The sequence below is a fragment of the Allobosea sp. 05T438 genome (assembly GCF_056396025.1).
Genome location: NZ_JBFTKQ010000003.1, coordinates 465902 through 473968, shown reverse-complemented (window position 1 = coordinate 473968; position 8067 = coordinate 465902). Strand labels below are relative to the sequence as shown.

At 63.0% G+C, this 8067-nt stretch carries 9 protein-coding genes; 1 reads left to right on the top strand and 8 read right to left on the bottom strand.

The genetic code is table 11. From position 1 onward, the window contains the following. Positions 1–151 precede the first annotated feature (151 nt). Positions 152–1243 (bottom strand): hydroxyacid dehydrogenase, encoded by a 1092-nt coding sequence (locus AC1DIN_RS10695; protein ID WP_476809740.1) that lies wholly within the window; start codon positions 1241–1243, stop codon positions 152–154. 188 nt (positions 1244–1431) lie between these two features. Between AC1DIN_RS10695 and hutC the strand changes: the two genes are divergently transcribed. After that, on the top strand, positions 1432–2172 hold the full coding sequence (gene hutC / locus AC1DIN_RS10690; protein ID WP_476765277.1) for a histidine utilization repressor: 741 nt from the start codon (positions 1432–1434) through the stop codon (positions 2170–2172). 9 nt (positions 2173–2181) lie between these two features. On the opposite strand, the gene AC1DIN_RS10685 is transcribed toward hutC, so the two are convergent. Genes AC1DIN_RS10685 through AC1DIN_RS10655 form a run of 7 tightly spaced genes read right to left on the bottom strand, consistent with a single transcriptional unit; the run spans position 2182 to position 8038 of the window. Then, positions 2182–2856, bottom strand: a complete 675-nt coding sequence (locus AC1DIN_RS10685; protein WP_441469100.1) for an RraA family protein — start codon at positions 2854–2856, stop codon at positions 2182–2184. A 38-nt stretch (positions 2857–2894) separates the two neighbouring features. After that, positions 2895–3674 carry an amino acid ABC transporter ATP-binding protein gene (locus tag AC1DIN_RS10680; RefSeq protein WP_441469101.1) on the bottom strand — a complete coding sequence of 260 codons (780 nt, stop codon included), beginning with the start codon at positions 3672–3674 and terminating at the stop codon, positions 2895–2897. Further along, positions 3674–4339, bottom strand: a complete 666-nt coding sequence (locus tag AC1DIN_RS10675; RefSeq protein WP_476809739.1) for an amino acid ABC transporter permease — start codon at positions 4337–4339, stop codon at positions 3674–3676. Before AC1DIN_RS10675 ends, AC1DIN_RS10680 begins: the two co-directional genes overlap by 1 nt. A gap of 2 nt (positions 4340–4341) precedes the next feature. Continuing rightward, positions 4342–4992 (bottom strand): amino acid ABC transporter permease, encoded by a 651-nt coding sequence (locus AC1DIN_RS10670; RefSeq protein WP_476809738.1) that lies wholly within the window; start codon positions 4990–4992, stop codon positions 4342–4344. 27 nt (positions 4993–5019) lie between these two features. Further along, positions 5020–5862: a transporter substrate-binding domain-containing protein gene (locus AC1DIN_RS10665; RefSeq protein WP_441469104.1), complete on the bottom strand. Its 843-nt coding sequence runs from the start codon at positions 5860–5862 to the stop codon at positions 5020–5022. 41 nt (positions 5863–5903) lie between these two features. Further along, positions 5904–6815, bottom strand: coding sequence for an HpcH/HpaI aldolase/citrate lyase family protein (locus tag AC1DIN_RS10660; protein ID WP_476809737.1), 912 nt, complete (start codon positions 6813–6815; stop codon positions 5904–5906). Positions 6816–6817: 2 nt separating this feature from the next. Continuing rightward, positions 6818–8038 carry a CaiB/BaiF CoA transferase family protein gene (locus AC1DIN_RS10655; protein ID WP_476809736.1) on the bottom strand — a complete coding sequence of 407 codons (1221 nt, stop codon included), beginning with the start codon at positions 8036–8038 and terminating at the stop codon, positions 6818–6820. Between the last annotated feature and the right edge of the window lie 29 nt (positions 8039–8067).

Genomic DNA, 8067 nt, shown 5'->3' with positions numbered 1-8067 from the left:
CTCGAGCCGTCGCGCAGACCTGGAAGCTTCGCTTGGCGAGATCGATCGCCAGAACATGGACGTCGGACATGGGCTCCTCCTTCCAACGCGCCTTGATGACGCTCGCAGGCACCTTACGATGCCCGCCGGAGGGGGCATCCACCCCATCAATTCATCCGAGGAAACCGGGGCGGTTCAGAGCGTCGTTTGAGGCATCATCGCCCGGCGATCCGCCCGATAATCGCTGAAACCGATCGCGGAAGCGCGGCAGCGCCTCGGGGTTAACCAGACGGGGCGGAACCTTCCCTGTGAAGATATCGATCCATTGCTGCGCTGCCGCATGAGCCATGGTCCAATTCGATTCCTGCGTCATGGCGGCGATGTGCGGATTTGCGATCACGTTGTCGAACTGCATCAACGGGTGCGATGGCGGTGGAGGCTCATCGAGAAAAACATCGAGACCCGCCCCAGCAAGTTTGCCGGCTGAAAGCGCCCGAACCAGATCGTCTTCGCGATGGATACCGCCGCGCGCCGTGTTGATGAAGAACGCGGTCGGTTTCATCATCTCGAATTCGCGCGTGCCGATACTTCCCAGCGTGGCCGACGTGCGCGGGCAGTGCACCGAGATGAAATCCGATTTGGCGAAGATCTGGTCGCGTGACGCCGGCACCGCACCGCGAGCGACGATCTCATTATCTGGCAAGTTCGGGTCGTAGGCGAGTACCTGCATATTGAAGCCGTAACGGCAGATGCTGGCGGTAATTCTGCCAATCTGGCCCAAACCGACGATCCCGACGGTCTTGTTCTCTAGATTGTTCCCCAGCAAGCCGAAGCGGTCGGCATTTGGCCTGGACCGTACGAGCCGGTCGCCGGCTGTGATCCGTTTCGACAGCGCCAGCATCAGGCCGAGGGCATGCTCTGCAACCGCACGCGCATTCGTGCCCGTTTGGTTGCAGACGAGGACGCCGGCCGCCGTGCAGGCTTCGACATCGATCACATCATAGCCCGCGCCTGTCGAGCTGACGGCCAGCAGGTTCGGGCATCGAGCCAGCAAGCTCGCATCGGCGAACCAAGGTTCTCGGAGTTCTACGCGCGAGGAAATCTGATACCCATGCGCGCTCGCCAAGGAGGCTCGGTTCACCTCTTCTGCATCGTCATATCGCAAGCGTTCGAGTTCAACGGATGGATGTTGAGAGAACACGGCGTCTGCGGCTGAGTCGTCTGTCCAGCGTTCGAAGAAAGCAAGTCTGGGAGTCTGGAGCATCAACGGTCGCTATGAGCTGGCAAGTTGTTGATAGAGTAAAACGAAAATCTATCGTCGTGGGCATTTTATGTCTATACGAATATGGATACTTCGAGGAGCGGAGGTCGCTCGGGCGATACGTTTGAGGGAGACAGTGAGCTTTGAGCAGTCAGGCGGCGATCGGCGAAGATGCTCAGGCGCGTTCCCAGATCCGATCCGGGAGTGATATCGCCGAGGCGGCTGCGGAAGTGGGTACGCTCGGCCAGCGCATCCATGCCGATCTCGAGGCGAAAATCCTGTCCGGGGAATGGCCGCCCGGTCACAGGTTGCCCTACGAGCACGAGCTGATGGCCCAGTATGGGTGTGCCCGAATGACGGTGAACCGTGCCATGACGGCCCTTGCGAGCGCAGGGCTGATCGAACGTCGGCGTCGGGCCGGGTCCTTCGTAGCTAAGCCGCGGATGCACTCGGCGATCCTGCAAATTCCTGACCTTGCAGCCGAGATCCGTTCGCGCGGGGCGACCTACAGCTATGAGTTGATCTCGCGCAAGCGGCGAAAGGCAGCGAAGCGCGACACGGATCGGACGGCTTTTGCGCTCGGGACGCCGTTGATCGAACTGAGCTGTCGCCATCTCGCCGATGCAAATCCGCTTGTTTATGAGGAACGGCTGATCTCCGTGGAGATGGTGCCCGAGGCGGAGCATGTGTCTTTCGAAACCGTTCCGCCTGGCTCGTGGATGCTCGAGCATGTGCCCTGGACAGAGGCAGAGCACCGAATCTCAGCGCTAAATGCCGATGAGAGCCAGGCAGAGGCGCTGTCGATCCAGCCTGGCGAGGCTTGTCTGTGCGTCGAGCGCCGGACCTGGCGCTCGGGAAAGGCCGTCACCTTCGTGCGGCAGATCTTCGTGGGCACTCGGTACGATCTTGTCGCGCGTTTCAGCCCACGCTGAGGCTCATCCCTAGGCCTCGTCGCAGCCCTGTCGCTTCAGGATCGCATCGACCCAACTCCGGTCGACCTCGCCCGACGCGATCTCGGCCAGGAGCTCCGCTTCCTTCTTGCGGATACCTGTGACCGTTGCGAAGACCTCGTCCAGACTGTCGTGGGGGACGGCAACGAGCCCGTCCTCGTCGCCCAGCATGAGATCGCCCGGGGCAACAACCATGCCGCCAATCGCGATCGGCACATTGATCTCGCCTGGCCCGTCCTTGTAGGGGCCACGATGGGTCACACCCGCCGCGTAGACCGGGAAGGGGCCGGCGCCGATGACGGCGCTATCACGGATGGCCCCGTTGATGACGATGCCGCCGAAGCCCCGTAGCCGCGCATATCCCAGCATGATCTCGCCGAACAGTGCGTTGGTCAGATCGCCGCCGGCATCGACGACGATGACGTCGCCGGGCTCGGCTATGTTCATCGCCTTGTGCAGCATCAGATTGTCGCCTGGACGCGCGAGCACTGTCACCGCAGGTCCGATCAATCGGCCACCGGCATGGTAGGGCCGCAAGCTTGTGCCGCCATGGCGCATGCGCCCCATGGCATCGCTGGCATGGGCGACGGCGACGTCGCCAAAGCGCGCGAGATTATCGGCGGACAGACGAGGGCCACGCGGGTGGACCCGGAAACCGATGGGCATGGTAAAGCCTTGCGAGAATGCGTTCGGGGGGACGGGTGCTAGAAGTCGTTGCGCTCGTGATAGGTCTGCAGGAACTGCTGGATACGCGGCTCGCTGGCTGCGTGAAGAATTTGTTGCGGCGTGCCGACCTGGACAATTCGGCCACCGTCTAGGAACGCGATCTTGTCAGCCACCTTTGCGGCGAAACCGATCTCGTGGGTGACCACGACCATGGTCATGCCTTCTTCCGCCAGGTCGCGCATGACCTGCAAAACTTCGCCGACGAGTTCGGGATCCAAGGCGGATGTCGGTTCGTCGAACAGCATGACCTGCGGATCCATCGCCAGCGCGCGTGCGATCCCGACGCGCTGCTGCTGCCCCCCCGACAGGGCGGAGGGATAGTTCTGAGCCTTGGCTGCCAGGCCGACGCGCGCCAGCATGGCCTGCGCCTTCCCGGTTGCATCCGCCTGCGTGAGCCCGCGCACCCGCACGAGCGGCTCAGCGACGTTCTGCAAGGCGGTCATATGCGGCCAGAGATTGAACTGCTGGAAGACCATGCCGATCTGCTGGCGCATCGCTCGCAGGCGGCTTGCCTTCATCAGCTCCCGACGACCACCCGATTCGGTGAAGCCGATCGGCTGGCCGTCGATCTTGATCAGGCCCGCCGTATAGCTTTCGAGCATGTTGATGCAGCGCAGCAGCGTGCTCTTGCCCGAGCCGCTCGGACCGATCAGGCAGACCACCTCGGAGCGCTCGACGGTGAGATCGACAGCCTTCAGGACTTCGAGCGTCCCGAAGCTCTTCGATACACCCGACATTTCGATCATCGGTGTGCTCATCAAACTCTCGCCGCTCCAAGATGCCGTGTCACGCGCCGTTCAAGGAAGCGGCCGAGCGTGGAAAGGATTGCGATGATGGCCCAGTAGCAGAGCGCCAGGGCCAGTATCGCCTCAAAGGCGGCAAAGGTCTCGACCGCCATCTTTTGTATCTGAAAGGTAAGTTCGGCGACCGTGATGATCGAGAGGACCGCCGTTTCCTTGCAGATGATCAGAATCATGTTGACCAAAGGCGGCGTCGCCGAGACCAGCGCCTGCGGCAACACGATCCGCACCATGATCCAGGCCGGATGCATCCCGAGGCTGGCCGCCGCCTCGACATGACCGCGCGGGACGCCCGCCAAGGCGCCGCGGAATATCTCTGCGATATAGGCACTGCCATGGAGGCTTAACGCCAGGATACCGGCTGCCACGGGCTCGAGCACGAGGCCTATGGAGGGACCGCCGGCGTAGATCAGGAAGATTTGCACCAGCAGCGGCGTGCCGCGGAATATCTCGACATATCCCCGCAGCACGACCTGCAGCAGCCGCGATGGGATCTGCCGCAGGAGCGCCACCAACAGGCCGAGTACGCTCGCGCCGATCGAGCTCAGAATCCAGCACAGCAGGGTCAACTTGAGGCCGGTGACGAAATTGGGGCCGTAGGTCCGGAGCAGTTCGAGATCCATTCTCAGCCCCTGACGAAGCGCCGCTCGAGCAGATGGCCGGCAGACGAAATGGCAACGCTCAACACAAGATAGATTGCTCCGGCCGCGAGGTAGAACTCCATCGGCCTGAACGTACTGGCAGCGAAGGTCTGGCTCGTGCGCGTCAGTTCGGCCAGCCCCACGACGGAGATCAGCGAGGACGCCTTGAGCAGCAGGATCAGTTCATTGATCATGGCCGGCGTCGAGATCCGCAGCACCTGCGGCAACAGGATCGAACGCCAAAGATCGACGGGCGTGAAGCCCAAGGCGTGTGCCGCCTCGGATTGCCCGACCGGAATCGCATTGAGAGAGCCGCGCAGGATTTCGGCGATATAGGCGGCCCCGACAAGGCCCAGAGCGAGCACGGCCGAAGTCGTGCCCGACAAATTGATCCCCGCAAATGGCAGGAAATTGTAGAACAGCAGCAGTTGCACGAGGAGCGGCACACCCCGAAAGAAGCTCAAATAAAGCCGCGCAAACCCCGACAGCAGTCGCGAGCGTGAACTGTGCAGTAGATAGATCAGCAACCCGATGACGCTGCCGAGCGCCATCCCGAGCACGGAAATGGTCAGCGTGACGCCTGTCCCCTTGAGCAGGAAGGGGAACGCATCAATGACGGCTTGCACGCCGACCATGTCCGGTTACCTCGCTCGTGTCAGGCGTCAGAGAGCCGGCTCGGGCAACGTCGATGGAAGCTGCTCGGTGCGGCCGAACCACTTCATTTGAATGGCTGCCACGCGGCCGTCCGAGACCATCTTGGCGAGCGCCTTGTTCACGGCCTCGGTCAGGGAGGCGTCCTCGGGACCCTGGCGCATCACCCAGCAATAATAGGTCGGCGTGCCAAAACCGGGATTCACAACCTCGAGCGCGTCGGGACGCTTGGTAGCTGCATACGCAACGTTGGGGGTCGATGTCGCGGCGGCGGCGAGACGGCCCGATGCTACGTCCGCGAAGGCCTGAGTCGTGTCGCTGTATTCGCGGATATCGATCGGCGTCGGCAGCGTCTTGGAGAAGGCGTCGAGCTGCTTCATCGACGAGCTCGCCTTGATGGTGCCGACCGGCTTGCCGGCCAGATCCTCCGGCTTGGAGACAGCAGTGTTGCCCTTCTTCTTGATGAAGGCGTTGCCGGAATAGGCGAAGGGTGTCGAGAAGGCGTAGCGCTTGACCCGCTCCTTGGTGGCGTTGACCGGGGCGCCGACAAAGTCGAACCTCTTGGCTTCGAGACCCGGCAGGATGCTCGTCCAGGGCAGATCGACATACTCGACCTTGACGCCGATTTCCTTGCCGATCTCGTCGAGCAGGTCCTTGTTCACACCGGTGTACTGGCCGTTCTCCATGAAGTCGAAGGGCGGAAACTGCATCTCGGTGACGACGACGAGTTTGCCCTCCGACTTGATGCGCTCAAGGGTGTCGGCCTGCGCGGCGGTCAGAGCCGCCGCCAGCATGGAGCCCGCCAGCAGCAAGCGGCCAAGGCCGCCGTTAATCCGTAGAAGTGATCCCGTCATGTCTGATCCCCTTTTTTGGTTTGTGATTGGTCTTGGTCGCGTCAGGCTCGATCGCCGGACGTGGAGGAGGCCGGTCTGCTCAAGGCTGCAGCCCGGTCGATGAGGCGTCTGGCCCGTTCGACAACGGGCCGGTCGATCATCGTTCCGTCGAGTGCCGCGGCTCCACCGCCAAGCGCGGTCTGAGCGTCGAAGGCCGCGACAACCCGCTTTGCTCGCTCGGTCTCTTGCTCCGTCGGAGAGAAGGCGGCGTTCAGGAGCGGGACCTGCGATGGGTGGATGCAAGGCGCCCCCTGATATCCAAACCGCCGCGAGCGCTCCAGCGTGAGACGCAGTGCGTCGAGGTCCCGATAATCCGCGAGCGTCCCGATGAAGCCGAGCGGTGCGATCCCCGCGGCTTTCGCAGCAAAGACGATCAGCTGCTTTGGATGGAGCAGCGTCTCGGCGGTCGGCTCGATCCCGGCGGCGTTGGCGAAGTCCTCATCCCCGAGGCTGAGAGCCACAACGCGCGGATGGGCTCTTGCAATCTCCTCGGCTCTGAAAAGCCCGGCTGGATCCTCGATCAGCGCAACGATGCCAATAGCGCCGGCGGCGAGGCCGCGCTCGGCTTCCAGCTCCGCGATGATCTCGGCTACCACCACGATATCGACTGCGCATGTCACCTTCGGCAGCACGATGGCCTTGACGCCGGCCATGATAGCAGCCTCGAGATCCCGGACCAGCAACCGCCAGTTACGGTTGACCCTGACGAGGATATCGGGACCGCCCTGCGCGGCGACTGCTGTAATGGCGCCGGCCAGCGCGCTGCGGGCGGCGGCTTTCTCGCCGAGGGGGATAGAGTCTTCCAGATCGAGAATCACCGCATCGGCGCCGCGTCCTCCGGCTCCGGCCACGAAACGCTGCGACGTCACGGGGACATAAAGCAGGGAGCGCCAGGCGGGAGAGACGGGGGCCATGCTCAGCTTGCCCGTGCCGCACCGGAAGCGATCATTGCGTCGATCGCAGCAGGCTCCAGGCCGATTTCCGTAAGAGCTTCCCATGTGTGTTCGCCGAGCTGGGGCGCCGGCATGCGCAGCGCCCCAGGCGTCCCCGAGAGGCGCGGAGCGATGTTGTGCATGGCGAGCATGCCGAGTTCGGCATCGGGAACCTCGATCAATGTGCCACGCTGCTGGACATGGGGGTCGGCCAGAACCTGATCGACCTCGTAGACCGGCGCGACGGTGATCTCCTTCTCGCGGAAGAAGGAGAGCGCGTCATCGAGGCTCATCTTTCCGATGAAGTCGGCGATTGGCTCCTCGCAGGCATCTGCATTGGCGAGGCGCGATGAGTTCGTCGCAAACCGCGGATCGTCGATCATGTCCTCGCGGCCGATGACCCGGAACAGGCGCTCCGCCATGCTCTTCATGGGCGCCGACAGCGACACCCAGCGGCCGTCGGCGGTGCGGAAGACGTTACGCGGCGCAGTGATCTCGGAGCGGCTGCCGTTGCGAGGCGGCACACGGCCGGTCTGGCGGTAGCTCTCGGCTTCCGGCCCGAGCAAAGTAATGACGGATTCGAGCAGGCTGAGATCAACGACCTGCCCTGGCGCACCCGCCTCCTGAGCCCGGACGGCAACCATCGTCGCGAAGGAACCATAGACGCCCGTGACGATGTCGGCGGTCGCCAGAGGCGGCAGGATCGGCGGCCGGTCGTCGAATCCGAGCCTGGCGGCAAGGCCCGACATACCCTCGACCAGGGTGCCGTAGCCGGGATAGTCGCGATAGGGGCCATCCTGGCCGTAGCCCGAGACCCGGACGATAATCAGCGCCGGATTGATCGCCAGCAACTGCTCCGGCGAGAGATCCATCTTCTCCAGAGTGCCCGGACGGTAATTCTCGATGAAGACATGCGCGGTCTTGATCAGCGCCGTAAGCGCGTCGCGAGCTGCCGGCTGCCTGAGATTGAGCGCAAGGCTGCGCTTGTTTCGGGAATAAACCTTCCAGAACAACGGATGCCCGTTGACGAGCCAGTCGCGCAGGGCATCGCCGCCCTCGGTGCTTTCGACCTTGAGTACGTCGGCACCGAAATCCGCCAGCTGCAGGCTTAGCACGTTTCCTGCAACCAAACGCGATAGATCGAGCACGCGCAGGCCAACCAGCGGACCAGCCGCATCAGGTCGAAATTGGCGAGTCTGGATCATAGTGTCCCTTCGCATCTTCGACCTTCATA